Genomic DNA, 24,679 nt, shown 5'->3' with positions numbered 1-24,679 from the left:
CCCTCCCTTACAATACGATATCGGTCCAGAGCTCGGACGGATCCGGCTCGGCATCGTTCTGGGCAAATTCGGCGGCGTCGGCGACGATGTCGCGAACCTCCTTGTCGACGGCTTTGAGCTCGTCCTCATCAGCCCATTTCTTCTCCATGAGCCGCGCCTTGACCTGTTCGATCGGATCGTGCTCGGAGCGCATCTTCTGCACTTCCTCCTTCGAGCGATACTTCGCCGGATCGGACATGGAGTGGCCGCGATAGCGATAGGTCTGCATTTCGAGGATCAGCGGGCCATTGCCGGAGCGGCACCATTCGGTGGCGAGATCAGCGGCGGACTTGACGGCACGCACATCCATGCCGTCGACCTGGATGCCGGGAATCTTGAACGAAGCGCCGCGGTGCGAGAAGTCGGTCTCGGCCGAAGAGCGCGACACCGAGGTGCCCATGGCGTAGCGGTTGTTCTCGATGATGTAGATCACCGGCAGCTTCCACAGCGAGGCCATGTTGAAGCTTTCATAGACCTGGCCCTGATTGGCGGCGCCGTCGCCGAAATAGGTCAGCGAGACGTTCTTGTTCTCGCGGTAGCGGTTGGCGAAGGCAAGGCCGGTGCCGAGCGATACCTGCGCACCGACAATGCCGTGGCCGCCATAGAAATGCTTCTCCTTGGAGAACATGTGCATGGAGCCGCCCTTGCCTTTCGACAGGCCGCCGCGGCGCCCGGTCAATTCAGCCATGACACCGCGCGGCGACAGGTCCATGGCCAGCATGTGGCCATGATCGCGATAGGCGGTGATCATCTGATCGCCTTCGATCAGCGCCATTTTCATGCCGGTGACGACGGCTTCCTGGCCGATATAGAGGTGGCAGAAGCCGCCGATGAAGCCCATGCCGTAGAGCTGGCCGGCCTTTTCCTCGAAACGGCGGATGAGCAGCATGTGCCGGTAGGCGGACAGCTCCTCCTCCTTGGTGAAGTCAGCAGGCTTGGGTGCTGAAAGACCGGATTTGCCGTCGGATTTCGATTTGGCAGGCGCTTTTCTGGCTGCGGTGGCCATGCATCACTCCCTGTTGGCGTCTCTTTGCGGACACTGGAGCAGACTGGGTCTGCTCCGGGGAGATCGCCCTCCCCTTCGATTTATGGGAGGCTAACACGGAAAAATGCACTCCGCCATGTCGAAATTGCATAGCTGGCATGCGCCTAAGCGATTAAAATCATTGAAAATATTGTCGATTAACCGAAATACGATTAATTCGCTGAAGCCGGCAGCATTATGGTTATTTCATCCGCCTGGGACAGATTGAGCGCCCTGCGCGCCTGCTCGTCAAGCATGTCCTTCTCCAGCGTGCCATCGTGCATGAGCTTGACGCGCCGCTCAAGCTCCATCCGGCGCGCCTTGATCGCGTCGAGCTGACCCTGCAGCGCGACCGTCTCGGCCTCGAGCTTATATTTGGAATTGATGCCGAATTCACCGTGATAGGCATGGAAGCCGAAATAGGCCAGGAACACCGCGCACAAAGAGGGGATGATCAGCCGCCCGGTGTTTCTCTGCTTGTGCTGACGCGTCCACATGACCGATTCCCCGTGGCCGCGAACTCGAACGGCTCCCAGCCTTTTTCGCCTGATTGTGCTTAACGGACGGTTACGGGGCACCGCGCGGGCCGGCGTGAAATGAAAAAGGGCGGGATAGCCCGCCCTCTCCGTAGCAACGATGCGCGGCCGGATCAGCCCTTGATCACCGACTTGCCGGCATAGCGCGCCTGCTTGCCGAGTTCTTCCTCGATGCGGATCAGCTGGTTGTATTTGGCCATGCGGTCGGAGCGCGACAGCGAGCCGGTCTTGATCTGCCCGCAATTGGTGGCGACGGCGAGATCGGCGATGGTCGAATCCTCGGTCTCGCCCGAACGGTGCGACATGACGGCGGTGTAGGCCGCCTTGTGCGCGGTCTCGACGGCGTCGAGCGTTTCCGTCAGCGAGCCGATCTGGTTGACCTTGACCAGGATCGAATTGGCGACACCCATCCGGATGCCGTCGCGCAGGCGCGCCGTGTTGGTGACGAACAGGTCGTCGCCGACAAGCTGCGTCTTCTTGCCGATCAGGTCGGTCAGGTATTTCCAGCCTTCCCAGTCGTCTTCGGCCAGGCCGTCCTCGATCGAAATGATCGGATAATCGGCAGCGAGCTTGGCGAGGTATTTGGCCTGCGCCTTGGGATCGCGCGTCTTCTTCTCGCCCTCATAGACGTAGTTGCCGTCCTTGAAGAACTCGGTCGCGGCGCAATCGAGGCCGAGTGCGATCTCCTCGCCCGGCTTGAACCCGGCTTTCTCGATCGATTCCATGATGAAATCGAGCGCAACCGGCGCGCTCTTCAGGTTCGGCGCGAAACCGCCCTCGTCGCCGACATTGGTGTTGTGGCCGGCATCCTTCAGCTTCTTGCGCAGCGTGTGGAAAATTTCCGAACCCCAGCGCACGCCTTCGCGCAGCGTTGGGGCGCCGACCGGCAAGATCATGAATTCCTGGAAGTCGATCGGATTGTCGGCATGCGCGCCGCCATTGATGATGTTCATCATCGGCACCGGCAGGACATGCGCCTTGGTGCCGCCGACATAGCGATAGAGCGGCAGGCCGGCGGCATCGGCCGCGGCCTTGGCGACCGCCAGCGAAACGCCCAGAATGGCGTTGGCGCCGAGCCGGCTCTTGTTGGGCGTGCCGTCGAGCTCAATCATGGTCTGGTCGATGTGGATCTGGTTTTCGGCTTCCATGCCGCCGATCGCCTCGAACAGTTCGCCGTTGACCGCCTCGACGGCCTTGAGCACGCCCTTGCCGAGATAGCGGGCGCCGCCGTCGCGAAGCTCGACGGCTTCATGGGCGCCTGTCGAGGCGCCAGACGGCACCGCGGCGCGGCCCATCGAACCGTCTTCGAGAACGACATCGACCTCGACGGTCGGGTTTCCACGGCTGTCCAGGATTTCACGCCCGACAATATCGATGATGGCGGTCATTGCGATGTCCTCGATTTTGATCTGGAGAAAACGTCGCGCCCGTCTTAGCCAAAGCGACGCAAAACGCAATCGGGCCGCGGCCGAATATTGCCGGCCGCCCGATTCACGAAGCGCAAATCTCTGTCATCATAAGTCATGCCATCGAGCATGGTTTTTCGGCTATGGCTATCGCTGCGCGGGGCGAAACAGGAGGAGTTTCGCCATGTCCGAGTTGAGCGGTATCGTCAGTCTGTTCCTGATCGCGGCAGCGTTCCTGACGTCATGCGACAGTCAGCCGCCGGCCAAGGCCGCGACGTCGCTGCCGGCGTTGCACCTCAGCGAATAGGCTTAGTCTTTGAATCAAAGAGGGCCCCGCTGAACGAGGCCCCTTTTGATTGCAGTCAGTGCAGATATTGCAGTCAGTGCCAATAGGGCGTGACCTTATAGTATTCATAAGAGGCGTCGCGCGCGCTCTCGCCGTCCGCTCCGGCCAGTTCGTTGATCGAATAGGCGGGCGCCGCCTTCAGCTGTTCCTTCGAGAAGGGCACGACATAACCGCCCTTGTCCTCGTTGTAATCAAGGCTTGCCCAGGGAACGGCGTGGTATTTCTCGCCGATGCCGAGAAAACCGCCAAAACCGATCACCGCGAACATGATGCCGTTCGACGTCTTGTCGAGCATGATGTCCTCGATACTGCCGATGCTGGTGCCTTCGGTGTTGTAGACCGACGTGCCGATGACCCGCGAAGCGGCAATGGCTTCGGTGTGGCCTGTCTGGGTTGTCATCATCATACTCCTCGTTGTCGTTGATCTCTGCTTCGACAATGAGGGGCGCGGGCGAAAGTTCCCGACTTTCTGGCTATTGTCCGATCACTCTGCCAGGATGAAAGTCACCTTCATGTTGACGCGATAGGCCGCGATCTTGCCGTCTTCGACGACGATCTTCTGGTCCTGGATCCAGGCGCCCTCGACATTCTTCAGGGTCTTCGAGGCGCGCGCGATTCCCTTCTCGATGGCGTCCTGAAAGCTCTTCTTCGATGACGAGGTGATTTCGGTGACGCGGGCAACGGACATGGCTTCCTCCTGCCAAAACGCTCATTTGCCAGCCAAGCGTACAACCGCCGCTTGCCGGCCACAAGCCGGGCGGCGGGGCTGCCTGCCCGCCGCAGTCTTCGCGTCGAGATAGAGGCTGGGGCCTAGCGGCCCTTCGCTATACGGTCGAATGCCATCAGCTTTTCCAGCAGCGCCGGCATGTCTTTCAGCGGCAGCATGTTCGGCCCGTCGGACGAGGTCGAATTGTCGGGATCCTGATGGGTCTCGATGAACACGCCGGCAACGCCGACGGCGACCGCGGCACGGGCCAGCGTTTCGACAAAGCGGCGCTCGCCACCGGACGAACCGCCCTGCCCGCCCGGCTGCTGGACCGAATGCGTGGCGTCGAAGATCACAGGAGCGCCGATCTCGGCCATGACAGGCAGCGCCCGCATGTCGGACACCAGCGTGTTGTAGCCGAAGGAGGCGCCGCGCTCGGTGGTCAGGACATTGGCATTGCCGGAGCCGGTGATCTTGGCGACCACGTTCTTCATGTCCCACGGCGCAAGGAACTGGCCCTTCTTGACGTTGATCACCTTTCCCGTCCTTGCGGCGGCGACCAGCATGTCGGTCTGGCGCGACAGGAAGGCCGGAATCTGCAGCACATCCACATGCGGCGCGACGATCGCGCACTGCTCCTCGGTGTGGACGTCGGTCAGCACGGGAAGCGAGAATTCCTTCCTGAGTTCGTCGAAGACGGGAAGCGCGGCATCCATGCCCGCCCCCCGCGTCGCCGACAGCGAGGTGCGGTTGGCCTTGTCGTAGCTGGTCTTGTAGACGAGACCGATGCCGAGCTTGCCGGTCAATTCCTTCAACGCGCCGGCCATGTCGAAGGCGTGCTGGCGAGATTCGAACTGGCATGGCCCGGCTATCAGCGCCAACGCCGCATTGTTGTCGAAGACAACGTTGCCGACGGTGACGGTGGCGTTGGGCGCCGTCGAATTTGAGGCTTGGGGCTTGCTCATTTGGTCTCCCGGAAGATGAAAGCGGCACCTTGGCCGGCTGTCGGCGGCACGACAATGTCTGTGCCCGCTATATCGTGCTGGATTGCGTTGGCTGCAAGCAGCCGCGCCGCGGCATCGGCACTGCGGACAGCAAAGATGACGGCAGCGAAGCGAAGTTCCGTCGCCGGGCCGGCCGGGATGCCAAAATGCGTGGCGAAGGACGCGGGATCGAGCACACGCAAGTCTGCATTCGGCAAGTGGAACGCGCGGTCTTGGCGGCCGGCGGACGGATCGTTGATCGCCACGGCGATCAGCCTGCGCTGTTCGGCGGGAGCACTGCTGATGGCGATCACCTCGACGATCCCGTCGACGCCGTTGGGATGAGCCTGCAAGGCCGTGCGGTCGACATCGGGCGCGTTGATGCGCTGGCAGGCGAAGAGAAAAGCGTCCCCGGCGTGACTGGCCGAGGCAAAGGCGAGCTTGAAGGAGGCGGTATCGCTTTTGCCCGCCGTGTCGGTGAAAGCGCGCGAAAAGCTCAGCATGTCTCCCGCCGAGAGCCCGGCTTCGGCATAGCGTTCATAGTCGGCATCGGCATTGTCGGTGCCGAGAACCACGGCGGAAAATCCCTCGTCGCCATGGCTTTCACGATAGAGGCGGTCGCGCGCAACGAAGACATTGCCCTTAGCCGCGGCCTCTGCCGTCGCCGCTTCACTGCCGATCGCAAGCGGCTCCATATAGGTGCCGTCAGCAAGGAAAACGCAGCAGTTTTGCGTGCCGAACGGATGGATACCGATCGGGGCGACGACGAAGCCCAATGAACCAAGCCGGGTGCGCGCCACATCGAGGCTCCGTGTCGGCAGAACCAGATGATCGAGTGGATGAATGCCTGATGCGCTCGATGTCATGCAGGCGCGATGTGCATCATTCCAAAGATCGGTTCAAGACTTGATCGCAACGCGGCCGCCGGCAATATCGCAACGCCCCCACGGATAATCATGGACTTTCCCTTCTGCCGTATTCGGATTTGACGTAAGGATATCCCCCGCATGGGGGATGTTCCGAATTCCGGCCTGGACGATTGTCCCAACGTCGCGAGTCGATGCCGACCGCGCCCTGTTGCCCTGCTTGCATGGCTGGAACCACGGATGACGGGCAGACGCATGCTCAGGATCTTGCGGATCACGCCGCATTTCTACCGGCCCGGCAAATGGCCTGTCGCCTTTGATCCGGTCGGCGGATTGCAGAACCAGTCGTGGACGATCGCGAAAGGCATGGACCAGGCGGGCGCCAGCCAGACGATCCTCACCAGCTACATCCCCGGCAGCCCAAGGCACGTCGAATTGTCGCCAACGATGCGGGTCAAATGCGTGGGCCCATGGCTGCCCGGATTCCTCGCCGGCCCGATGCTCTGCTTCAGCTGGTTTCTGGGTGTGATACCGGAATTGCTTCGGGCTCGACGGCACTACGACGTCGTCCACATCCATTTCAACCACTCGATCTGGTGCAGGATCACCGCCATTGTCGTCGGCAGGCTGAAGATACCGCTCGTCGTGTCCATGAATACGCCGCTGTGGTCCGGATTTCGCGATGCGCTTGGCCTCGAAGGCAAGCCGTACGACATCACCTGCTGGTTCGAGCGGATGGCCTTGAAGTCGGCGAACCGGATCGTCGCACTGACCGAGACATATGGCAGGAATGCCGCAGGCGCGTTGGACCTCGATGCCTCGCGCGTCGAGGTGATCCCGGATGCAGTCGACGTCGAGGCGTTCCGGCGGCCAATTGCTCCGACCGCGCTTCAGGCCTTTCGAACCGAGCACGCCATTCCAGAAGGACGTCGCGTCGTCAGTTTCATCGGGCGGATCAGCGCGGAAAAGGGCTGGCAGGATTTGCCCGCGCTCGTCCGGCACCTGTCCGAACAGGGCGTGTTCCTGCTGGTTTGCGGCGACGGTCCCGACCGTCATAGGCTGGAAGCGGCGCTGACCGCGATCGCGCGGCCAGGCTGGTGGACCATCACCGGATTTGTCTCGCCGGCCGAGGTCATGAAGGCGCTCAGGATTTCCGACCTCATGGTCCTGCCGTCCCGGCGCGAAATGTTCGGCAGCGTCCTGCTCGAAGCGATGGCCGCCGACGTGCCGGTGGTCGCTTATGCCGTCGGCGGCGTTTCCGACGTGGCCGGTCGTCCCGAGGCGCTGGCGCTCGTGCCCGAAGGGCGGCGGGAAGACTTCATCGACCGGACGCTCCGCTTGCTTGCAGACGGGCGGGAACGGGGCGTGCTGACCGCAAGAGGGCGTCGGCGCGTCGAGGCGTTTTCGCTGGCTTCGGCCGTAGCGCTCAACCTTGCCCTTTTTTCCTCGGTTCTCGCGAACTCGGCGAAGGGATCGCGACAGGTCGTCGGCGCCCTGACATGGCAGGAGGACGGCGGCCCGCCGGATGGCGCTTGATCAATTTCGTCACCACGCGCAGTCACGGCTACACCGTTCGCCATCTGGTACGCCAGTTGGGCAACGCTTGCCATTGGAGCTATGAACGCCTCTTCCGGCAGAAGAGCCTGCGCTCCGGCACCTGGGTTTTCACGGACCACGAACGGCTTTCGAGCTTCGAGATCGCGCTGGCGGCCAAGGTCGCCAATCGGCTCCAACGCGGCGGTGCCCGTATCCTCAACCATCCTGCCCACGTGCTTGGCCGTCATGACCTGCTGAAAGCGCTGAACGCGGCCGGGATCAACCATTTCTCGGCCTGGCGCTGTGAAAGCGGGCCGCGTCCAAACACCTTTCCGGTCTTCATCCGCAATGAGTTCGACCACCTTTCCGCCGATCTGGAGTTGATCGCGGACCAGCCGGCGCTCGATGCACAGCTCAGCCGAATGAAGGAAGACGGCATACCTTTGGCCGGCAAACTGGTGATCGAATATGCCGGGCAGGAGGTGAGCCCCGGCGTCTGGCAGCGTTTTGCCACCTATCGCGTCGGTCACCGGCTGATTGCCCATCACAATGCCGTCGATTTCCGCTGGGCCGCAAAGGACGTGAAGGACACACAGCGTCTCGTTGCCCACCCTATGTTTTCAGCCTTCCTCGAGAACGAGCGCCGGTTCGTCGAAGGCAATCTCTATGAAGACGTGCTGCGCCGGGCCTTCGATCTTGCGGGAATCGACTATGGACGCGCCGATTTCTCCCTGGTCGACGGACGCCCGCAGATCTTCGAGATCAACACCAATCCAGCGCATGGTTCGCACGCCGTAATCTATCGGGAAACGCACCCGCAGCGGGCCGACACGCAAAGACTTTCCGAGGACAGGCTGTACGCCGCCTTGCGTGCCGTGAATTCGGCGGCGGGCAACCGCATCGCCCTGGACGATCCCGCCCTTGTCCCACAGCAGGCATTCAGAAGACTTTTCACGGGGCTGAAACGTGCTTGACCTCGCCGCCCCGCAACATCCGATCGACGATCGGCCTCTCATTATCGAGGTCGCCGATGGTTTTGACTTCAGCGGCGAGGAATATCGGCGGCTCTATCGCAACGCGTCGGCATCGGCCTTCCAGCATCCCGACTGGCTCGCCGCTTTCTATCGACACCTTGCGGCCGCCCTTGACGCCGAGCCGCTGGTGGTCACCGGCAGGGACAGTGATGGAAAGCTCCAGTTGCTGGTTCCCTTGGTTAAGCGCAAGAGTGGCGGCGGAGCGGGGTTGATCGAATATGCATTTCTGGGCGTCACCGACTATGTCTGCCCGATCGTGGCCAAGGGCGTGACGATCGGCGCCCGGACCAGACGGCATTTTCGCGATGCCCTTGACCCCGACGCGGGCTTGAGAATCGGACCTGTTCATCACGCCCATCTGCAGCAATGGCGGTCATTGCTCGATGCCGAACCCGCGACCATGGGCTTCGGAGCACATGCCGTGCGCTACGGCCATCCCTACGCCGTATGGCGTGGATCCAATCTTGGGTCCCGTCGCGCGGCTGAGCTCGACCGCAAGGCACGCAAGCTCGCCGAGGCAGGCAGGCTCCGGCTGGAATTGCTCAAGCCGCACGAGGCGCGGCAAGCCTTGCTGACAGCGCGCGATTTTCGCGCCGGCCGTTTTCCCGACGATCCGCTGCAGACGAAGCACGGCCTCGAATTCTACATCGAGGTCGCCACCAACGGCGCGTGCTCGGGCCTTGCCAGGACCTATCGCCTCGCCTCGAAGGATGATCCGATCGCCTTTGTCTTCGGCCTGGTCGACAGCGACTGCTTCCGCTACATCCTGCTGGCCTGCGACTACGCTTCTCATGCCCGCTTTTCTCCAGGTCGAGTGGCACTCGACCAGGTGATGGCGGCCTGGGCCGCCGAGGGCGGCAAGGCATTCGACTTCACCATCGGCGATGAACCCTTCAAGGCGCAATTCGGCTGCGTCCGCACCGCCATGCACGAGTTCCGGCCATGACAATGGCGTCGAAAACGCTTCAGGCCGAAACGGACGTCGTCGCCATGCCTCGCCTGGCGGTGGTCATCCCTTCCAGGAACCGCCGCGAAAGCCTGCCGCGCGCGCTGGCGTCGATCCTTTGCAGCCGGCGAACGGACATAGAGCTCGCGGTCATAGACGACGGATCGAACGATGGCACCGACAGCTATCTCGCCTCGCTCGACGATGCGCGCCTGAAATGGCGCCGCTTGCCGGTGCCGGCTGGCGCCAATCAGGCGCGCAACGAAGGCGCGGCGCTGTCCAGCGCGCCGCTCATCGCGTTTCTCGATTCGGACGACGCCTTCCTCCCGGGCCGATTGGACAGGCTGATCGCCTTCTTCGACGAGAACCCCGAAATCGCCTGCAGCATCGATGGTTTCAGCGACATTTCCGGCAACGGCGAACGCATACATCGATTGCCGCTGGTCACTCCCGATGGCGAAAAGCTACGCCAGCTTTTGCTTTGCCATTGCGTGCCGCTGACCAATTCGACGCTCACGGTTCGCCGCGCGGCCTTCGATGCGGTCGGTGGTTACGACGCGAATCTGCGCCGTCATCAGGATCGGGAGTTGCTGCTGCGGCTGGCCAGGCAGCATCGCATCGCCTTCGGCTCCGCCACCGACGTCCACAAATACCGATCGACGAATTCGATCTCGCGCACCCATTCGGGCTATATAAAGGGGCTGGACGACTTCGTCGGCCGCTGTCCCGACTATCGGTCAGCCGGCTATGGGTCGATCCTCAGCTATCTCACCGTGCGCGGTACGCTGAAAGCGGTGGCGCAAGGCCATTTCGGCGTCGCGCTGGCCGAATTGAGGGCGTGGCGAAAGGCCGACAACCTGCCCGGCGGTTTTCACGTTTTGCCGGGCTATTTCGTGGGGCGCCGCGAGCGGCACCTCCTGGAGCAGGCGCTGGATCAGCCGCCGGCCACGACATCGGCGGAATAACGCAGCTCGCGCAATGGTTTGACCTTGCTGGTGGTCTGCGCATAGAGAGGGTGCGCCTTGTAGGCGGCCAGCGCCGCGTCATCGGCGAATTCGGCGTAGACGACGACATCGACTTCATCCGACAGCGGGTCCACCTTGGTGTTCAACGTGACCTCGAAGAGGCTGGAATGAGGAATGCCGCCGAGCGCCAGCAGCCCGGTGCGCACTGCTTCAACATCTTGCCTGTGCCGCGCGCTGAAGAAAACGATATGCCGGATCAATCCCGCCTCCTCGATCTGAATGTCGGGATCTTTTGTGACGGCGGTCTCCTGGCGTCAACCGGTCATGGCGCCACGCGTCCTTGCGACGCGCCTCGATGGTGCTGGATCCGATTTCGCGCATCAGGCACGAAATGCGGGCCGCTTATCCAGAGGGAATGTCTAGACCTTGCCGGTGACGTAGCGCACCGCATGGGAAACTTCCCTGACCGTGACGTCGAGGTACCGGCCCTGATTGTAGAGACCGTCCCAGATCAGGAAGAAAGCGATGGCGGCAATGACGATTACATAACGCATGACTAAAGCTATCGCACAAGCGCAGCGGCTCTCATAGCGTTTTTGATGTTGGGCCGCACCAATCCGACGCCAAGACGGCGGAGGCCAGGCACCGCTTGGCACAGTCCAGCTCTCGGCATGCCTCTTGAAGTTCCCCTCGTGACGTAGAAGATTGTGACAGGTATTCGCCGGGAAACGCTGAAACTTCGGCTAGCAGGCTGCGTTTCTGTTCGAACAGTCCGTCGCCGAACCCTGAAGCAAGCGGGACGAGGCAACGGCGTTCGAATTCGGCGGATGATCCAAGAGAACCGTGGCTCGGCAATTGCGCCGGCACCGCGGAAATCCAGGGGCATGGTATGGCACACAGGGAACATCATGGCGTAGCGCCGGGCGACGCGGTCAGGCTCGACGAGTTCAATTTCGCCGAGATCGTCAAGGGCTTGCCGGCCAAGGCGCGCATGGTGCTGTCGGCGGCGATGAACCTGCCGCGCGGATCGCTGAAGGTCAGGATGCCGGACGGCCGCGCCGTTCTCGTCGGTGGCAAGGCGCCGGGTCCGGACGCCGAACTCGTGCTCAAGAACTGGCGCCTGCCGGGCCGCGCCTTTTCGGGCGGCACGATCGGCGTTGCCGAATCCTATATGGACGGCGACTGGGAAAGCCCGGATGTGACGAGTTTTCTCGAACTGTTCGTGGTCAACTCCGCCTTCGGCGAAAAGGTCGCCGGCGGAGCAAGCTGGCTCATCAACACCGTCCAGCGCATCCGCCACTGGTTCAACGAAAACACACGCTCCGGGTCGAAGCGCAACATCTCGGCGCACTACGATCTCGGCAATGCCTTCTACAAGGAATGGCTCGACCCGAGCATGACCTATTCCTCCGCGCTTTACGCCAATGGCGCCAACGATCTCGAAAGCGCGCAGGCCGCCAAATACCGGGCGCTCGCCAGGGATACGGGCATCGGCGCAAAAGATCATGTGCTGGAGATCGGCTGTGGCTGGGGCGGCTTTGCCGAATTCGCGGCGCGCGAAATCGGGTGCCGGGTTACCGGGCTCACGATCAGCCGCGAACAGCATGACTTCGCCAAGGCGCGCATCGCCAAGGCCGGGCTCGCCGACAAGGTCGACATCAAGTTGCAGGATTATCGCGACGAGACGGGAACTTACGATCGCATCGCCTCGATCGAGATGTTCGAGGCCGTCGGCGAGAAATACTGGCCGGTTTTCTTCTCCAAGATGAAGGCCTGCCTGAGGCCGGGCGGCACGGCCGGGCTGCAGATCATCACCATCAACGAGGCCGCATACGATACCTACCGCGCCAGGCCGGATTTCATCCAGCGCTACGTCTTCCCGGGCGGCATGCTGCCGACGCCATCCATTCTGAAATCGCTTGGCGCGGCACACGGCCTTGCCCATTTGCGCGAACGGGTTTTCCCCGAGGACTATGCCCGCACGCTCGCCGAGTGGCGCCAGCGCTTCTGGGGATCGTGGGAGAAGATCATGCCGCTCGGCTTCGACGACCGTTTCAAGAAGCTCTGGGAATTCTACCTGCACTATTGCGAGGCCGGCTTCCGCGCCAGCTATATCGACGTGCGCCAGGTGGTCTACAAGGCTTAAGCCTTCGTAGCAGAACGATTTCCTCAGCCTAAAGCAATGTCGGTCATGTTCTCGACATTGCCCTACGATGGTCGTCAAAAAGTCCGATCCTGAAGCAGGATGCCGTGCCGGACAGGCGAGCGGGAATCATGCGCAAACGGACAATCTTCTTCACCGGCATTCTCTTCGCCACCGCATGCATCTGGCTCAATAACAGTTCATTGCTGTCGAGCCGTCCCGGCGGCATTCCCACGGTACTGGCCCATCGCGGCCTGGCGCAGGATTTTGACCGCACGGACCTTGGCCCGGACACCTGTACGGCCAGTCGCATGCTGCCGTCGCGACATGCTTACCTTGAAAACACGATCGCCTCGATGGAGGCGGCCTTCGCGCTTGGCGCGGATGCACTCGAGCTGGATATCCACCCGACGACCGATGGCAAGTTCGCGGTCTTCCATGACTGGACCCTGGATTGCCGCACCGAAGGCAAGGGAGAGACGCGCAGCCATTCCATGGCTGAACTGAAGAGGCTGGATATCGGCTACGGTTACACGGCCGATGGCGGCAAGACTTTCCCCTTTCGCGGCAAGGGGATCGGCATGATGCCATCCCTGGATGAAGTGCTGGCCCACTTCCCGACACGCCGCTTCAACATCAACGTTAAGAGCAACGATCCGGGCGAAGGCGAAGCGTTGGCGGCGTGGCTGGGCACGCTGGCGCCTGCCCAGCGCGACTATCTGTCGGTCTATGGCGGCGACAGGCCGGTCGCAGCGGTCAAGAAGGCCCTGCCCGATATGCATACGCTGAGCCACGCGTCACTCACGCAATGCATCATCCGATATGCGGCATTGGGCTGGAGCGGCTATGTTCCGGATGCCTGCAACAAAGGTACGTTGCTTATACCCGTCAACATCGCGGAATGGATGTGGGGTTGGCCCAACCGCTTCCTCGATCGCATGCGGAGTGTCGATACCCGCGTCTATCTGCTGGGGCCGTATTCAGGCGGCGATTTTTCTCAAGGGCTCGATGATCCGCAAATCATCAGACAGCTTCCGGACGGATATTCCGGGGGTATTTCCACCGATGCCCTGGATCTCGTCATGCCGGTGATCAGGGATCGTTTCGGAACGGGGGCTCCCCCACGGAGCTGAATTGCCCAAACGGCCCGCTCGCGATTTCCTGATGCGGCGTGATGAAACCGCGATCATGGAGCCCGCGTTCCGCGGCATCCGACGCCCGCGCCCCAACACCCTCAATGCCCGAGCGCCTCTGGCCATAGGAGGCTTTGTTGAAACGAACCGCCGTCACCGTCCTGATTCTGCTTGCCGCCATATCCGCCGCTGAAGCGCGGCGCATGTCTCCCCCCACCGTCATGAATGATCCTCTTGGTGTCAGCATCAGCCCGACCATGAAACCTGGCACCGGCGACCTCATCGACGACACGCCGACTTCGACCATCCACGAGATCCACGCACCCACGGGAATGACGCCCCTGACCGTGCCGAGCGACCCGACAGGCTCCTCCCTCGAGCCTACGCTACCAGTCAGCCCGCAAGCTCCGGCGACGGCCTTGCCGCTGACGCCAGCCAACTGAATGCATAGTCATGGGAGGGCCCCGCGCCGCTTGTCGCGGCGCGGGGCCCAGGCTGTCGGTGCCGCGGCTCACCAGGGCCAGATGCAGCGCTCGCAGGGCTGACAGGAATATTGCAGGCATTCGGGAATGCAGCGTCCGTCGCCCGTGTACCAGCAATTGCCCCAGAGGATGCAATCGCAGCACTCCGATTCCCAACAGCCCCAGGCGTTCAGGCCGCCATTGCCAAGGCCGCCAAAACCACCGAGCCCGCCGGCGATGCGCGCCGCGGTCTGCGGCCGCCCACCGGTCGAGCCGGACGGCGAACCGCGTCCTTGACCCGAAGCGGCCGCGCGACTGAAACTTGCGCCTGATCCCATCTGGGGCATCATCTGCGGCTGCATCGGAGGCGCTCCCGCGCCCTGCGGGGGACGCCCGCCACCTTGCGGCACCGCGGCCAACAAAGCGGCAAACACCTTTGCCTCGGCATCCTTGGGTTCCTTCAGCGTCAGCTTGAAGATCGGATGCCAGTGGTCCTTGCAAGGCGCCTTGCCGAGTTGCTCGGCCTTTTCGATGACACCAACCGGTATGTCCACCCAGTTTTCGCAACCGGACCGGGTGAAGGCGATATGCCCCGCCTTCTTCGATGCCTTGACCATGCCGGTCATTTCCGTGCCGGACAGGCCAAAATCGTCATTCTTCAAAGCTTCTTCGAGAGTTGCTCCCGTAAAGATCTTGTCGGTCATGCAAGGGCTCCTTTGATCCCCAAAGGGTCCCACCCATGGATTTCCGACGCGGCGCGTCAGGCCGGCCCGCCCGTCACAGGCACGGCTTCGTTGTGCCGGCGGCACGCCGCCGGTCAGTTTCAAAACAAGCTTGAAATGTCACAATCCTGGTCGCCCGACTGCAGGGCTACCAGGAGCCGCGATGATGCCACGACATCAATGGCGAGGTCATCTCCCACACGGGAGATGCGGTCAGAGATCGACCGCATCAGGCCTCGACAGCCGCATCAGAGAAGGATGCGGTACCTGGCAAAGCCGGCTTCGCCGTCACCCGCCGGCTCGATCTTTAGCGACTTCACATCGGCGATGAAGTCCTTTGCCTTGACGCCTGTCTCGAAGACGACACTGGTTCCCGGCAACGGCGCGAACGACCAGTTGGCATCGGCCGAAGGATTGATGGTGCCCTGGCTGACGACGTAGCGGACGATGACGTCGCGGTTGGTGTCCGGCGCCTCATAGATGATCTTGGAAGCGTTGATCTCAGGAAAATTGCCGCCGCCGCCGGCCCGGTAATTGTTGGTCGCGACGACGAATTTCGCCAAGGGATCAATTGGTTTGCCGTCGAACTTGAGATCGACGATGCGGTTGGAACCGGCATTGGCGATGCCGCCCTTGGCATCGTATTTCGGCGGCTGCGACAGGTCTATCCTGTAGCTGACGCCGTCAATAACGTCGAAATTATAGGACGGAAAATCGGTGTTGATCAGGATCTGGTCGGCTTTCCCCGGTTCGATCCGGTTGAAGATGCCGGCTGACATTTCCAGCCATTCCTTGACCTGAGCTCCGGTGATTTCGACCGCGCGCACGGTGTTGGGATAAAGGTAGAGGTCGGCGACGTTTTTGATGGCTATGTCGCCCGCGGGCACGTCGGTATAATAGTCGGCGCCATTGCGGCCGCCGGCCTTGAAGGGCGCGGCCGCCGACAACAGCGGTACGTCCTTCCACTGCGTGCTCTTCAAGATGTCCTTGAGATACCAGGTCTGCGCCTGGCTGACGACCTGCACCGACGGATCGTCCGCGACCAAGGCGAAATAGGAATAGAGCGGCGCGGAGGTCTTGCCGACGGGACGGCGCACATAGGCGAGCGTCGCCTCATGATCCTGTTCGAGCGCGGCGATGATGCGTTTGTCGTCAGGCACTGTCGGCTTGTTCTTGTTGTCGACCCGTTCGAAGATCGGGCGCGCCTCGGAGGTCGCCGAAACCACTTTCCACTTGGCCCCGTCGCGCTCCAGCATCAGGTCGATCAGGCCCATGTGCGAGCCCCAGAAGCCGCCCATGACGGCGGGCTTGCCTTGCAGCGTGCCCTTCTGCGTGTCGACGCCCTCGAGCGCCTGGAAATCCTTCTTCCCAGGGAAAACCAGGTGCTGGTGGCCGGTGAAGACCGCGTCGATGCCCTCGACGCCGGCGACGAAGAACGAGGCATTCTCCATCATGTCGCCATGCTTGATGTCGATGCCGGAATGCGAGAGCGCGATGACGATGTCGGCGCCCTCCTCCTTCATCTGCGGCACCCAGGCCTTGGCCGCTTCGACGATGTCGCGCGTCTTGACGTTGCCTTCGAGGTTCTTGAGGTCCCAGACCATGATCTGCGGCGGCACGAAACCGATGATGCCGATCTTGATCGGCTGCTCGGAGCCTGAACCGTCCTTGATCTTCTTGTCCAGGATCACATAGGGCTTGAGATAGAGCTTGTCGTCGCGCGGATTGGCGGCAAGCTCCGTGCCACGGATCAGGTTGGCGCAGACAAATGGAAAATTAGCGCCGGCCAGCACCTTGTCCAGGAACGACAGGCCGTAGTTGAACTCATGGTTGCCCAGCGTCGAGCACTCGTAGCCGAGCAGGTTCATGCCTTTCATGATCGGATGCAGGTCGCCTTCCTTCAGGCCCTTCTCATAGGCGATGTAGTCACCTATCGGATTGCCCTGCAAAAGATCGCCATTGTCGATCAGCATCGAATTGACGGCTTCCTTGCGCACCGCGTCGATCAGCGACGCCGTGCGCGACAGGCCCATCGTGTCATTGGCTTTGTCGGCGTAGTAATCATACGGCAGCACGTTCACATGGATATCGGTGGTTTCCATGATCCTCAGATGCGCCTGGTTGGCCTGCGCCCGGGCGGAGAAGGGATGAAGCATGATCAGTGCCCCTGTGGCGGCGGCTCCCGCAAGCAGACCACGGCGGGAGATGGGGTGGAGCAGTTGCGACATGTTCTCTCCTTCTTCGACGACCTGAGAAGCCCTGCCCGAAGCGAACTTCGCGCTGAAACCCTGTCGAGTCCATTCAAGAAGTTGCGCGCATCGGAACCGGCAATCGATCAGCAACAGATGACGCGCGGATGAACAGGTGCCGACGTCGAGATCAGCCCTTGTCGTCGTCGCCCTGCGTAATCAGCCGGGCGCTGCGCTGGCCGGTGACATAGATCCATAGCCAGCTCAGCGAAACGGCAAGCCGGTTGCGAAAACCTATCAGGAAATAGATATGGGCAATGCCCCACAGCCACCAGGCGAGCCAGCCGGTGAGCTTGATCCAGCCGAAATCGATGGCGGCGGCGCGCTTGCCGATCGTGGCCAGATCGCCGGCATGCTTATAGTGGAAAGGCCGCGGACTCTGGTCGCCGGCAAGCCTCGACTTGATGGTCGCGGCGACGTGCCGGCCCTCCTGCTTGGCCGAAGGCGCCACGCCGGGCACCGGCCGTCCATCGGGCCGCAGCACGAGAGCAGCGTCACCGATGACAAATATCTCCGGGCTGCCCGGCACGGTCAGGTCGGGTTCGACCAGGACCCTGCCGGCACGGTCCGCCTTTGCTCCCAGCCATTCGGCGGCGGGCGATGCGGCAACGCCGGCTGCCCACAGGATCGTGCGGGCCGGCAGAACCGTGTCGCCAAAGACCACGCCTTCGGCGTCGCAGCGCGTAACGGCCCGGCCAAGCTCGACGGCAACGCCAAGCCGTTCCAGCGCCTTGCCCGCATAGTCGGAGAGCTTTGGCGCGAAATTGGCCAGGATGCGGTCGCCGGCCTCGATCAGCACAACGCGCGTCTGGCGCGTATCGATGTTGCGGAATTCGCCGCGCAACGTGTCATGCGCCAGTTCGGCGATGGTGCCGGCGAGTTCGACGCCGGTCGGGCCACCACCGACAATGGCGATGGTCAGCAGCGCCTGGCGCTTGACGGGATCGGTTTCGCGCTCGGCCTGTTCGAAGGCCAGGAGAATACGCCGCCGGATGGTGGTGGCATCCTCCAATGTCTTCAGGCCCGGCGCGAAGGGCTCCCATTCGTCATGGCCGAAATAGGCGTGCCGCGCCCCGGTGGCGAGCACCATCGTGTCGTAGGCGACCGCGCTGCCGTCATCGAGCAGAACGCGCTTGCCGGCCCGGTCGACCCCCGTGACGTTGGCCAGCAGGGTGGTGACATCCTTGCGCTTGCGCAGGAGATGGCGGATCGGCCAGGCAACTTCCGAAGTCGCCAGCGCCGTGGTCGCCACCTGATAGAGCAGCGGCTGGAAGAGATGATGGTTGCGCTTGTCGATCATGGTGATGCGCACCGGTGCTCCGGCCAGTGCGCGGGTGAATTCGAGACCGCCGAACCCGGCGCCGACAACGACAACATGATGTCTGGCATCGCTCATTTCATTCACCCCTGACGGGCAGGATTGCCTGCCCTGAATGTAGGTACTTTTGTGCAATGCAACAATGGCAGGACAGTGCCCGAGACTCGTCGTTCAATGTCGTGAACGCACAAGATGTATCGTGTCGCGAGGTATAGCGTTATCGGACACGCGATGAGGTGAGGCATGGCTAACGATCATGACGACCGGGGTGCGGCGCAGTATGCCTCGCCTCCCTGCTTCATGCATGAGCTCGATCCCGCTTTTCAGACACCGCCAGCCGACTGGACCGACGTCCGGCGCTGGCGCAAAGCCGAGCGCGAGCGGCTGATCGCCGCCCGTCTGGAAATGTCCGCCGACACCCGGGCCGCGATGTCGCAACGCATCGCGGACGGGATCGATACGATCATCGGCGACATTGCCGGCCGCATGGTCAGCCTTTACTGGCCGTTTCGCGGCGAGCCGGACCTGCGGCCCTGGATGGCCTCGATCAACGAACGCGGCGGCCGCACGGCGCTGCCGATCGTGATCGAGAAGGGACGGCCGTTGATCTTTCGTGCGTACAAACCCGGCGACAGGCTGGAAAAAGGTGTGTGGAACATCCCGATTCCGGCCGAAGGCGACCCGGTATTGCCTGATATCGTGATCTCGCCGATCGTCGGTATCGACCCGGCAAACTATCGCCTGGGCTATGGCGGCGGTTTCTTCGACCGCACGCTGGCCGCCATGCCGTTCAAGCCGCTGGTCATCGGTGTCGGCTACGAATTGCAGCGCATCGCCACCATCTATCCGCAGCCGCACGACATCCCGATGGATCGCATCGTGACGGAGGCGGCCCCGGTATAGGGCTCTAGGCCATCTCCGGCTTCAGACCCATGGCGGTGCGGTCGACGATTTCGCGCAGGGCGAAGGACGAGTTGATCTTGGTCACATGCGGCATGGCCGACAGCCATTCCTTGTGGATGCGCTCGTAGTCGACCAGGTCCTTGGCCGCGATCCTCAGTATATAGTCGTACTCGCCCGACATCAGGTGGCAGGACAGCACGTTGGGACAACGCTTGATCGCCGCCTCGAAATCCGACAGCGTCTTCTCGAACTGGCCGGAGAGCGATATGTGGACGATCGCCGTCATCTGGTGGCCAAGGGCTGCGTTGGAAAGCCGGGCGTGATAGCCGCGGATGGTTCCGGACTTCTCCAGATTGTCGAGCCGCCGCGAGCAGGCCGACTGCGACAGGCCGACCTTTTCGGCAAGGGCCGCGTTCGGCATCCGGCCATCCTTCTGCAACGTCTCAAGAATGGCGATATCGATCCTGTCGAGCGGCATTTTTCGTGATTCCTGCGAATATTTATTCATTTTGCGCAACGATTATCGAACCACACGCGCTTGCGCAAGCGCATTCGCAAACACTTGCGCGTCGATTCATGGTTCACTGCGCCAATACAGGGAGTGAGCCCAAAAGGGCCCGGATCAGGAGAAGAAAATGCGCGTCGGCTGCCCCAAGGAAATCAAGAACCATGAATACCGCGTCGGCCTCACGCCGGGCTCGGTCCGCGAGTATGTCGCCCATGGCCACGAAGTGCTGGTCGAGACCGGAGCGGGTGCCGGCATCGGCGCCGATGACAACGCCTATCGCGCCGCTGGCGCCACCATCGCCAAGACCGCCGCCGACGTGTTCGCCAAGTCGGACATGATCGTCAAGGTCAAGGAGCCGCAACCCAATGAATGGGCGCAGCTGCGCGAAGGCCAGATCCTGTACACCTATCTGCATCTGGCTCCGGATCCTGAGCAGACCAAGGGCCTGCTCGCCTCGGGCGTGACCGCGATCGCCTATGAAACCGTGACCGACGATCGTGGCGGCCTGCCGCTGCTGGCGCCGATGTCGGAAGTCGCTGGCCGCCTGTCGATCCAGGCCGGCGCCACGGCGCTGCAGAAGGCCAATGGCGGCCGTGGCGTGCTGCTCGGCGGCGTGCCCGGCGTGCTTCCCGGCAAGGTCACGGTGCTGGGCGGCGGCGTGGTTGGTCTCCACGCGGCCCGCATGGCCGCCGGCCTTGGCGCCGACGTAACCATCATCGACCGCTCGATCCCGCGCCTGCGCCAGCTCGACGACCTCTTTGCCGGTCGTGTCCATACACGTTACTCGACCGTGGAAGCGCTCGAGGAAGAATGCTTCTCGGCCGATATCGTCGTCGGCGCCGTGCTGATCCCGGGCGCAGCCGCGCCGAAGCTCGTCACGCGCGAAATGCTGTCGGGCATGAAGAAGGGCTCGGTGCTGGTTGACGTCGCCATCGACCAGGGCGGCTGCTTCGAGACCTCGCATGCGACGACCCATGCCGAACCGACCTATGAGGTCGACGGCGTCATCCACTATTGCGTCGCCAACATGCCCGGCGCCGTGCCGGTCACTTCGGCGCACGCACTCAACAACGCGACGCTGCACTATGGCTTGCAGCTCGCCGACAAGGGCCTGAAGGCGCTGATCGACGACCATCACCTGCGCAACGGCCTCAATGTCCACAAGGGCAAGATCACGAATCGCGCGGTCGCCGAAGCCCTTGGCTACGAACTGGTCGAGCCGAAGGCCGTGCTCGCGGCCTGATACACCCAGAAATAGTCAGATTGCTGAATTGCCCGCCGGTTCACCCCGGCGGGCTTTTTCTTGGCCGATCCAGGGCTGCGGGGCTGCTCACAGCCCAGATTGGCATCTGCCCAGGCCGCGGGTTTGCGTAAAACTGTTGCATATTTGTCATTCCTAATCTGGCCAAGGCCAGCTAGAAACAGTCTGGGCTTATTGATTAGGGGTACGGGCTATGTTCGTTCGCGTTTCCGCGAAATCCATTCTTCTCGGTGCAGTTTCTGCGGTGGCACTCATGTCAGCCGCGCATGCTGCCGATATCGTGCAGCCGGTCGAGGCATCCGGTTTCAACTGGAGCGGTGCCTACATCGGCATCGGCGGCGGTTTCGGCGCCAGCGTGCACAAATTCAGCGTGGATCCGCTTGTCGACTTTAACGGCATTGGCGGCAATGGCGTATTCGGCGAACTGACAGCCGGCTACGACTATATGGTCAGCGAACGCTTCCTGCTCGGCGGCTTCATCGACATCAATGGCGGGAATATCGGTCCGTCGATCAGCATTCCGGGCGCGGATATCGACCTCACAAACTCCTACGGTTTCGACGTTGGCCTGCGCGCCGGCTATCTTCTGAACCCCAGCACGCTCGGCTATGTGCTCGGCGGCTACAGCTGGCAGCACTTCAAGCTTGATGGATCGGGCTTTGCCGACGGGCTGAGCTTTACAGAGAACCGCGGCGGCTATGTACTGGGTGCCGGCATGGAAACCGTGCTTAGCGGCAACTGGACCTTGAAGACCGAATATCGTTATGCCAACTACGGCGATAAATCGGTTATTGATTTCGGACCGACGTCCCTGAACGTCGAGCCATCGACTCACACCTTCCACATTGCTGCGAACTATCGCTTCGGTGGCCAGAGCGGCGGTGGTGTGTCCTTTGCGGCACCGACCTATAACTGGACCGGCTTTTATGTCGGTGGCGCGCTTGGCGCGGGCACAGCGGTGCATGATCTCGGCGTGGACCTTGGCGGCGGCGGTCTCGACCTCAACGGTATTGGCAGCGAAGGCGTGTTCGGCGAAGCCAGTGTTGGTTATGACTACGATTTCGGCAGCTGGGTTGCAGGCGTCCAGCTTGACGGAAGCTATTCCGGAATTCGGTCGAAACTCGACATCCTTGGCGGCTCGATCAAGCTGAACAACGACTATGGTTTCGATGCACTGGCTCGCGTCGGCGCCAAGGTCAACGAATCGACCCTGGCCTATGTCATCGGCGGTTACAGCTATCAACACTTCGATCTGAAGGCCTCGGATCCGATCGGCGACATCATCGATTGGGGCAAGAGTGGCTTCACGATCGGTGGCGGCCTCGAAACGGCGGTTTCCAACAACATGACCGTTGGTCTTGAGTATCGCTACTCGCAGTTTGGCAAGAAGGACTTCTCGTCCGAATTCGGAGCGCCGGACGGCACGCTGACCGACAAGGCATCCTTCCAGACCGTGCGTATCGGCGCGAAGTACAAGTTCAACTAAGCCCCTCCAGGCAAACAGTCGAAGCCCGTCGGCCATGCCGGCGGGCTTTTTTCTTGGCGGCGAAGACTTTGGGCTGAGCGCAGGCAACAAAAAAGCGGAGCCTAGGCCCCGCTTCCTCGATATCGAGATTTCCCGCCGGTTCATCCGCGGTCGGCCAATCGATCGACAATCGCCTTATAGATCATCAATGCGACGGGAGTGCGACAATCCAGTCGAGAGCCGGCCAGGCACGCCCCGTCAGGCACGCTCGATGCGGCACTGATAGCAGTTGTTGCGCGCCGAGCGGACATGCACATAGGCAATGTCGTCGCGCTCGAACAGCGTTTCGGCGCGCGCGGCGATGGCTTCGGTCGCAATGACACCGCCGCTGCCATAGACAATGCGATCATCCCTGCCATAGCCGCGCACGATGTAGTCCGGGCTGCCGAGAATCTCGGGGAGCAATTCCGTTTCGCCAGCGCGCTCGCATTCCTGCGCATGTAGGAAGATAGGCCCGGTCTCGGCGTAGGGTTGAAGGCTTGGGAACGGCCGGTAGGCCAGAATGAGGTAGGCATCGCCGGCAGCAATGTTCTTCAGACAGTGCCTGCAGGGCATGCCGTCGCCGTCGGAAATCTTGCGCTCGGGCGTGTGACCATAGGCATCCGGCCCGCCGGACTGCAGCGCCCTTACGTCTTCGGTCGGCAAAGCCTTGAACTGGATCGTCATTGTGAAATCTCCGGTGTGTCGACCGGAAACTATGCGCTCACGCCAAAGCCTCCCACCCGATTCATGCCAAGGGGAGAGGGACTGATTTTTATACCAGTCCCTCGATAGCCGCTTCGCGTCGGCGAGAGCGCGAACCGTGAAACTTAGCCGGGTAACTAATGCGCCAGTCCAGCCGTGATCACCTGATGAAATCGTCGAAGCGGCGCAGCGTCACCCGGCGATTCTGCCAATTTTCACTCTGAGTGGGCACGAGCAGGAACTCCTCGCCATAGCCGACGGTTTCCAATGCATGGCCTGGCACGCCGAATTCGCGCACCAGCGTGCGCTTCAGCGATGCCGCGCGTTGTTCGGACAGGGCCTGGTTGGACTGGAATGAGCCGACCGCGTCCGTATGGCCCTCGATGAGCACGCGCGCGCCGGGGTCGCGGCGCAGGATGCGTTGCAGCGCGTCGGCGATGGTCTCGATCTTGCTGTACTGCGAACTGGAAATGGCAGCGGAGCCGAAGGCGAAATTGATCGACTGGATATCGATCGACCGCGCCATGCGGCGCAGATCCGGCCGGCGCTTGAATTCGCGGATGGTGACGCGCTCGTTCGGCCGCAGCTTGACCCGGGGTGCAGCCTCGAGCTTCCGCTCGATCGTCGCGGCGGAGGGTGTTGTCGCCTGGGCGGCTGCAAGGCTCGGCATGGCAATCGCCGCGATCAACGCGGCGGCAAGAGTGCGTCGGGTCAGCATGTTTTTCTCCTTCGGCTTCGGCCGCATTGGCAATGCGGACAACATGCCAAAGCCAGGCTGAAGCGCCGATGAACGGGAGGTTCAGGTTTCCGGCTGGAGTTACGGCCGCATGACGCTGGCCGAGCGCTCGGCGAAAGGCAGCGGATGCACGACTTCCTTCTTTTGCGCCACCGGCTTGAACCCGAGCTTCTGATAAAGCGGCAGGGCTGCGGGATGATCGAGCGTGCAGGTCTGCACCGTCACCCTTTTCGGCCCATGCGACCATGCGGCCGCGATCGCCGAGCCAAGGAACCAGCGGCCAATGCCTTGCCCGGTGGCGTGTTCCATCATGCCGAAATAGGCGAGTTCGACTTCCTCGGGCAGATGCGGCTTGAGATCGAAGAAGCCCGCCGGCGAACCGTCGAGATAGAGCACCCTGATGTCGCGATCCTCGCGGTGGATTCCGGCGGACAACTCCTCGTCATTCAGCCTCAGAACATTGACCCAGTGCCATTTGCGCCCCACTCGGTCCATCAGGTAGCGGTAGAAATGCAAGGGAACGTCCCTTGTCTTCAGCAGTGCGACCTGGCGGTTGTAGGGCACCGGCGGCGAAACGGCCGGAGGGGCATGCATCTCCAGAAAAGTCACGGTGACTTCGATGTCCTGCAGCACGCCGTTTTCCATCGTC

27 protein-coding genes are annotated in these 24,679 nt (G+C 62.1%); 11 read left to right on the top strand and 16 right to left on the bottom strand.

The window, feature by feature from the left end:
- Positions 1 to 7: 7 nt before the first annotated feature.
- The 3 genes from pdhA to eno all read right to left on the bottom strand — a co-directional run bounded on the left by pdhA (position 8) and on the right by eno (position 2,987).
- Positions 8 to 1,045 carry a pyruvate dehydrogenase (acetyl-transferring) E1 component subunit alpha gene (pdhA, locus tag FJ967_RS02885; protein ID WP_140730172.1) on the bottom strand — a complete coding sequence of 346 codons (1,038 nt, stop codon included), beginning with the start codon at positions 1,043 to 1,045 and terminating at the stop codon, positions 8 to 10.
- Between the two features lie 191 nt (positions 1,046 to 1,236).
- Positions 1,237 to 1,560 (bottom strand): septum formation initiator family protein, encoded by a 324-nt coding sequence (locus FJ967_RS02880; protein ID WP_140730171.1) that lies wholly within the window; start codon positions 1,558 to 1,560, stop codon positions 1,237 to 1,239.
- 152 nt (positions 1,561 to 1,712) lie between these two features.
- Positions 1,713 to 2,987 (bottom strand): phosphopyruvate hydratase, encoded by a 1,275-nt coding sequence (gene eno, locus FJ967_RS02875; protein ID WP_140730170.1) that lies wholly within the window; start codon positions 2,985 to 2,987, stop codon positions 1,713 to 1,715.
- A gap of 202 nt (positions 2,988 to 3,189) precedes the next feature.
- Between eno and FJ967_RS33905 the strand changes: the two genes are divergently transcribed.
- A complete protein-coding gene (locus tag FJ967_RS33905; RefSeq protein WP_140730169.1) occupies positions 3,190 to 3,312 on the top strand; it encodes a hypothetical protein in 123 nt (40 codons plus the stop codon).
- A gap of 73 nt (positions 3,313 to 3,385) precedes the next feature.
- On the opposite strand, the gene FJ967_RS02865 is transcribed toward FJ967_RS33905, so the two are convergent.
- The 4 genes from FJ967_RS02865 to FJ967_RS02850 form a co-directional block, all read right to left on the bottom strand.
- Positions 3,386 to 3,751 (bottom strand): PRC-barrel domain-containing protein, encoded by a 366-nt coding sequence (locus FJ967_RS02865; protein ID WP_140730168.1) that lies wholly within the window; start codon positions 3,749 to 3,751, stop codon positions 3,386 to 3,388.
- Between the two features lie 84 nt (positions 3,752 to 3,835).
- Positions 3,836 to 4,039: a dodecin family protein gene (locus tag FJ967_RS02860; RefSeq protein WP_027045027.1), complete on the bottom strand. Its 204-nt coding sequence runs from the start codon at positions 4,037 to 4,039 to the stop codon at positions 3,836 to 3,838.
- Positions 4,040 to 4,161: 122 nt separating this feature from the next.
- Positions 4,162 to 5,022: a 3-deoxy-8-phosphooctulonate synthase gene (kdsA, locus tag FJ967_RS02855; RefSeq protein WP_140730167.1), complete on the bottom strand. Its 861-nt coding sequence runs from the start codon at positions 5,020 to 5,022 to the stop codon at positions 4,162 to 4,164.
- Entirely contained in the window at positions 5,019 to 5,906 is an 888-nt protein-coding gene (locus FJ967_RS02850) for a VOC family protein (RefSeq protein WP_140730166.1), read from the bottom strand. The genes kdsA and FJ967_RS02850 overlap by 4 nt, the downstream gene beginning before the upstream one ends.
- A 240-nt stretch (positions 5,907 to 6,146) precedes the next feature.
- On the opposite strand from FJ967_RS02850, the gene FJ967_RS02845 reads away from it, so the two are divergent.
- Genes FJ967_RS02845 through FJ967_RS02830 form a run of 4 tightly spaced genes read left to right on the top strand, consistent with a single transcriptional unit; the run spans position 6,147 to position 10,387 of the window.
- Positions 6,147 to 7,442 carry a glycosyltransferase gene (locus tag FJ967_RS02845; protein WP_181175643.1) on the top strand — a complete coding sequence of 432 codons (1,296 nt, stop codon included), beginning with the start codon at positions 6,147 to 6,149 and terminating at the stop codon, positions 7,440 to 7,442.
- Positions 7,439 to 8,416, top strand: coding sequence for a hypothetical protein (locus tag FJ967_RS02840; protein ID WP_140730164.1), 978 nt, complete (start codon positions 7,439 to 7,441; stop codon positions 8,414 to 8,416). The genes FJ967_RS02845 and FJ967_RS02840 overlap by 4 nt, the downstream gene beginning before the upstream one ends.
- The gene (locus tag FJ967_RS02835; RefSeq protein ID WP_140730163.1) at positions 8,409 to 9,422 is read left to right on the top strand and encodes a GNAT family N-acetyltransferase; all 1,014 of its coding nucleotides are present in this window, start codon (positions 8,409 to 8,411) and stop codon (positions 9,420 to 9,422) included. The genes FJ967_RS02840 and FJ967_RS02835 overlap by 8 nt, the downstream gene beginning before the upstream one ends.
- Entirely contained in the window at positions 9,419 to 10,387 is a 969-nt protein-coding gene (locus FJ967_RS02830) for a glycosyltransferase family A protein (RefSeq protein ID WP_140730162.1), read from the top strand. The genes FJ967_RS02835 and FJ967_RS02830 overlap by 4 nt, the downstream gene beginning before the upstream one ends.
- Here FJ967_RS02830 and FJ967_RS02825 read toward each other — a convergent pair.
- Both FJ967_RS02825 and FJ967_RS33900 read right to left on the bottom strand, forming a co-directional pair.
- Positions 10,357 to 10,647, bottom strand: coding sequence for a Dabb family protein (locus FJ967_RS02825; RefSeq protein WP_140730161.1), 291 nt, complete (start codon positions 10,645 to 10,647; stop codon positions 10,357 to 10,359). The two genes, FJ967_RS02830 and FJ967_RS02825, sit on opposite strands and share 31 nt — an antisense overlap.
- A gap of 159 nt (positions 10,648 to 10,806) precedes the next feature.
- On the bottom strand, positions 10,807 to 10,941 hold the full coding sequence (locus FJ967_RS33900) for a hypothetical protein (protein WP_281405670.1): 135 nt from the start codon (positions 10,939 to 10,941) through the stop codon (positions 10,807 to 10,809).
- A gap of 335 nt (positions 10,942 to 11,276) precedes the next feature.
- Here FJ967_RS33900 and FJ967_RS02820 point away from each other — a divergent pair, with 335 nt between their 5' ends.
- From FJ967_RS02820 to FJ967_RS02810, 3 genes are all read left to right on the top strand, one after another.
- Positions 11,277 to 12,533: a cyclopropane-fatty-acyl-phospholipid synthase family protein gene (locus FJ967_RS02820; protein ID WP_140730160.1), complete on the top strand. Its 1,257-nt coding sequence runs from the start codon at positions 11,277 to 11,279 to the stop codon at positions 12,531 to 12,533.
- Positions 12,534 to 12,661: 128 nt separating this feature from the next.
- Positions 12,662 to 13,663 (top strand): glycerophosphodiester phosphodiesterase family protein, encoded by a 1,002-nt coding sequence (locus FJ967_RS02815; RefSeq protein ID WP_140730159.1) that lies wholly within the window; start codon positions 12,662 to 12,664, stop codon positions 13,661 to 13,663.
- Between the two features lie 137 nt (positions 13,664 to 13,800).
- On the top strand, positions 13,801 to 14,106 hold the full coding sequence (locus FJ967_RS02810; protein ID WP_140730158.1) for a hypothetical protein: 306 nt from the start codon (positions 13,801 to 13,803) through the stop codon (positions 14,104 to 14,106).
- A 68-nt stretch (positions 14,107 to 14,174) separates the two neighbouring features.
- Here the strand turns inward: FJ967_RS02810 and FJ967_RS02805 are convergent, their stop codons facing one another.
- The 3 genes from FJ967_RS02805 to FJ967_RS02795 form a co-directional block, all read right to left on the bottom strand.
- A complete protein-coding gene (locus FJ967_RS02805; RefSeq protein WP_140730157.1) occupies positions 14,175 to 14,828 on the bottom strand; it encodes a hypothetical protein in 654 nt (217 codons plus the stop codon).
- 266 nt (positions 14,829 to 15,094) lie between these two features.
- Positions 15,095 to 17,074, bottom strand: a complete 1,980-nt coding sequence (locus FJ967_RS02800) for a bifunctional 2',3'-cyclic-nucleotide 2'-phosphodiesterase/3'-nucleotidase (RefSeq protein WP_140730156.1) — start codon at positions 17,072 to 17,074, stop codon at positions 15,095 to 15,097.
- Positions 17,075 to 17,225: 151 nt separating this feature from the next.
- Positions 17,226 to 18,491, bottom strand: a complete 1,266-nt coding sequence (locus FJ967_RS02795) for an NAD(P)/FAD-dependent oxidoreductase (RefSeq protein WP_140730155.1) — start codon at positions 18,489 to 18,491, stop codon at positions 17,226 to 17,228.
- Positions 18,492 to 18,656: 165 nt separating this feature from the next.
- Here FJ967_RS02795 and FJ967_RS02790 point away from each other — a divergent pair, with 165 nt between their 5' ends.
- Positions 18,657 to 19,316, top strand: coding sequence for a 5-formyltetrahydrofolate cyclo-ligase (locus FJ967_RS02790; protein WP_140730154.1), 660 nt, complete (start codon positions 18,657 to 18,659; stop codon positions 19,314 to 19,316).
- 4 nt (positions 19,317 to 19,320) lie between these two features.
- Here the strand turns inward: FJ967_RS02790 and FJ967_RS02785 are convergent, their stop codons facing one another.
- Complete coding sequence (locus FJ967_RS02785) at positions 19,321 to 19,794, bottom strand: Lrp/AsnC family transcriptional regulator (RefSeq protein ID WP_015317948.1); 474 nt, start codon at positions 19,792 to 19,794, stop codon at positions 19,321 to 19,323.
- Between the two features lie 157 nt (positions 19,795 to 19,951).
- On the opposite strand from FJ967_RS02785, the gene ald reads away from it, so the two are divergent.
- Positions 19,952 to 21,067, top strand: a complete 1,116-nt coding sequence (ald, locus tag FJ967_RS02780) for an alanine dehydrogenase (RefSeq protein WP_140730153.1) — start codon at positions 19,952 to 19,954, stop codon at positions 21,065 to 21,067.
- Between the two features lie 211 nt (positions 21,068 to 21,278).
- Positions 21,279 to 22,571 carry an outer membrane beta-barrel protein gene (locus FJ967_RS02775; RefSeq protein ID WP_181175642.1) on the top strand — a complete coding sequence of 431 codons (1,293 nt, stop codon included), beginning with the start codon at positions 21,279 to 21,281 and terminating at the stop codon, positions 22,569 to 22,571.
- 237 nt (positions 22,572 to 22,808) lie between these two features.
- Here FJ967_RS02775 and FJ967_RS02770 read toward each other — a convergent pair whose 3' ends face one another.
- From FJ967_RS02770 to FJ967_RS02760, 3 genes are all read right to left on the bottom strand, one after another.
- Positions 22,809 to 23,276, bottom strand: coding sequence for a DUF1203 domain-containing protein (locus FJ967_RS02770; RefSeq protein ID WP_140730152.1), 468 nt, complete (start codon positions 23,274 to 23,276; stop codon positions 22,809 to 22,811).
- Positions 23,277 to 23,454: 178 nt separating this feature from the next.
- On the bottom strand, positions 23,455 to 24,012 hold the full coding sequence (locus FJ967_RS02765) for an OmpA family protein (protein WP_140730151.1): 558 nt from the start codon (positions 24,010 to 24,012) through the stop codon (positions 23,455 to 23,457).
- A gap of 99 nt (positions 24,013 to 24,111) precedes the next feature.
- Positions 24,112 to 24,675 (bottom strand): GNAT family N-acetyltransferase, encoded by a 564-nt coding sequence (locus tag FJ967_RS02760; protein ID WP_140730344.1) that lies wholly within the window; start codon positions 24,673 to 24,675, stop codon positions 24,112 to 24,114.
- Positions 24,676 to 24,679: the final 4 nt, after the last annotated feature.

The sequence above is a fragment of the Mesorhizobium sp. B2-3-4 genome, from assembly GCF_006442315.1.
Taxonomy (GTDB): domain Bacteria; phylum Pseudomonadota; class Alphaproteobacteria; order Rhizobiales; family Rhizobiaceae; genus Mesorhizobium.
The sequence above is the reverse complement of the archived record's forward strand: the minus strand, read 5'-3'. Positions and strand labels throughout refer to the sequence as shown.

Bases quoted from the DNA above. Each gene is read 5' to 3' on its own strand.
- FJ967_RS02830 (WP_140730162.1), top strand. From the start codon at position 9,419: ATGACAATGGCGTCGAAAACGCTTCAGGCCGAAACGGACGTCGTCGCC.
- eno (WP_140730170.1), bottom strand. From the start codon at position 2,987: ATGACCGCCATCATCGATATTGTCGGGCGTGAAATCCTGGACAGCCGT.
- FJ967_RS33900 (WP_281405670.1), bottom strand. From the start codon at position 10,941: ATGCGTTATGTAATCGTCATTGCCGCCATCGCTTTCTTCCTGATCTGG.
- FJ967_RS02770 (WP_140730152.1), bottom strand. From the start codon at position 23,276: ATGACGATCCAGTTCAAGGCTTTGCCGACCGAAGACGTAAGGGCGCTG.
- FJ967_RS02815 (WP_140730159.1), top strand. From the start codon at position 12,662: ATGCGCAAACGGACAATCTTCTTCACCGGCATTCTCTTCGCCACCGCA.
- FJ967_RS02775 (WP_181175642.1), top strand. From the start codon at position 21,279: ATGTTCGTTCGCGTTTCCGCGAAATCCATTCTTCTCGGTGCAGTTTCT.
- FJ967_RS02850 (WP_140730166.1), bottom strand. From the start codon at position 5,906: ATGACATCGAGCGCATCAGGCATTCATCCACTCGATCATCTGGTTCTG.
- FJ967_RS02880 (WP_140730171.1), bottom strand. From the start codon at position 1,560: ATGTGGACGCGTCAGCACAAGCAGAGAAACACCGGGCGGCTGATCATC.
- FJ967_RS02790 (WP_140730154.1), top strand. From the start codon at position 18,657: ATGGCTAACGATCATGACGACCGGGGTGCGGCGCAGTATGCCTCGCCT.
- FJ967_RS02795 (WP_140730155.1), bottom strand. From the start codon at position 18,491: ATGAGCGATGCCAGACATCATGTTGTCGTTGTCGGCGCCGGGTTCGGC.
- ald (WP_140730153.1), top strand. From the start codon at position 19,952: ATGCGCGTCGGCTGCCCCAAGGAAATCAAGAACCATGAATACCGCGTC.
- pdhA (WP_140730172.1), bottom strand. From the start codon at position 1,045: ATGGCCACCGCAGCCAGAAAAGCGCCTGCCAAATCGAAATCCGACGGC.
- FJ967_RS02805 (WP_140730157.1), bottom strand. From the start codon at position 14,828: ATGACCGACAAGATCTTTACGGGAGCAACTCTCGAAGAAGCTTTGAAG.
- kdsA (WP_140730167.1), bottom strand. From the start codon at position 5,022: ATGAGCAAGCCCCAAGCCTCAAATTCGACGGCGCCCAACGCCACCGTC.
- FJ967_RS02765 (WP_140730151.1), bottom strand. From the start codon at position 24,012: ATGCTGACCCGACGCACTCTTGCCGCCGCGTTGATCGCGGCGATTGCC.
- FJ967_RS02860 (WP_027045027.1), bottom strand. From the start codon at position 4,039: ATGTCCGTTGCCCGCGTCACCGAAATCACCTCGTCATCGAAGAAGAGC.
- FJ967_RS02760 (WP_140730344.1), bottom strand. From the start codon at position 24,675: ATGGAAAACGGCGTGCTGCAGGACATCGAAGTCACCGTGACTTTTCTG.
- FJ967_RS02800 (WP_140730156.1), bottom strand. From the start codon at position 17,074: ATGTCGCAACTGCTCCACCCCATCTCCCGCCGTGGTCTGCTTGCGGGA.
- FJ967_RS02865 (WP_140730168.1), bottom strand. From the start codon at position 3,751: ATGACAACCCAGACAGGCCACACCGAAGCCATTGCCGCTTCGCGGGTC.
- FJ967_RS02845 (WP_181175643.1), top strand. From the start codon at position 6,147: ATGACGGGCAGACGCATGCTCAGGATCTTGCGGATCACGCCGCATTTC.
- FJ967_RS02820 (WP_140730160.1), top strand. From the start codon at position 11,277: ATGGCACACAGGGAACATCATGGCGTAGCGCCGGGCGACGCGGTCAGG.
- FJ967_RS02785 (WP_015317948.1), bottom strand. From the start codon at position 19,794: ATGCCGCTCGACAGGATCGATATCGCCATTCTTGAGACGTTGCAGAAG.
- FJ967_RS33905 (WP_140730169.1), top strand. From the start codon at position 3,190: ATGTCCGAGTTGAGCGGTATCGTCAGTCTGTTCCTGATCGCGGCAGCG.